This is a genomic window from Streptomyces sp. MS191, from assembly GCF_008042125.1.
In the GTDB taxonomy this organism is placed as follows: domain Bacteria; phylum Actinomycetota; class Actinomycetes; order Streptomycetales; family Streptomycetaceae; genus Streptomyces.
Map to the genome: position 1 here is coordinate 2,955,670 of NZ_RDBI01000040.1, position 935 is coordinate 2,956,604.

The following is a 935-nucleotide window of genomic DNA, read 5'->3' on the forward strand; positions in this document are numbered from 1 at the left end:
CCCCGTACGCTGTCCTTCGTGGCAGAACCAGTGGTGCGCATCCCGGATGCGAAGGTCGCCCTGTCGACGGCCTCGGTCTATCCGGAGTCGACGACGACGGCCTTCGAGACCGCCGCGCGCCTCGGCTACGACGGCGTCGAGGTCATGGTGTGGACCGACCCCGTCAGCCAGGACATCGAGGCCCTGCGCCGGCTCTCGGACTACCACCAGGTGCCGATCCTCGCCGTCCACGCCCCCTGCCTGCTCATCACCCAGCGCGTCTGGTCCACCGATCCGTGGACGAAGCTGCGGCGGGCCCAGGCGGCGGCCGAGAAGCTCGGCGCCTCCACGGTCGTGGTGCACCCGCCGTTCCGCTGGCAGCGCCAGTACGCCCGGGACTTCGTCTCCGGCATCTGGCGGATGGCGCACGAGACCGACGTCCGGTTCGCCGTCGAGAACATGTACCCCTGGCGGTACAAGGACCGCGAGATGCTCGCCTACGCCCCCGAGTGGGACGTCACCAAGGACGACTACCGGCACTTCACCGTGGACCTCTCGCACACCGCGACCGCCCGTACCGACGCCCTCGCCATGATCGACCGCATGGGCGACCGCCTGGGTCACGTCCACCTCGCCGACGGCCGGGGTTCCGCGAAGGACGAGCACCTGGTCCCCGGCCGCGGCACGCAGCCGTGCGCCGAGGTGCTGGAGCGGCTCGCCCTCGGCGGCTTCGACGGCCACGTCGTCATCGAGGTCAACACCCGCCGGGCCATGTCGTCCGCCGAACGCGAGGCCGACCTCGCGGAGGCCCTGGCCTTCACCCGGCTCGCGGGGTTCTCCCAGACGCCGAGGAAGTAGCGCACGAGGCGCTCCCCGATGCCCTCGGTCCCCTCGCCCAGGACGGCCGGGACGACCGTCGCGGGCTCCATGGAGACCTCGATCGCGGCGGCGAAGAC

1 protein-coding gene and 1 pseudogene are annotated in these 935 nt (G+C 71.7%); one reads left to right on the plus strand and one right to left on the minus strand.

Going from position 1 to position 935, the window contains the following annotated elements:
• The first annotated feature begins 18 nt into the window (after positions 1-18).
• Positions 19-837 carry a sugar phosphate isomerase/epimerase family protein gene (locus tag EAO71_RS20805; protein ID WP_147979076.1) on the plus strand — a complete coding sequence of 273 codons (819 nt, stop codon included), beginning with the start codon at positions 19-21 and terminating at the stop codon, positions 835-837.
• On the opposite strand, the pseudogene EAO71_RS38995 reads toward EAO71_RS20805, so the two are convergent.
• Positions 771-935: pseudogene (locus EAO71_RS38995) on the minus strand (TetR/AcrR family transcriptional regulator); the annotation flags it as partial. The gene EAO71_RS20805 and the pseudogene EAO71_RS38995 sit on opposite strands and share 67 nt — an antisense overlap.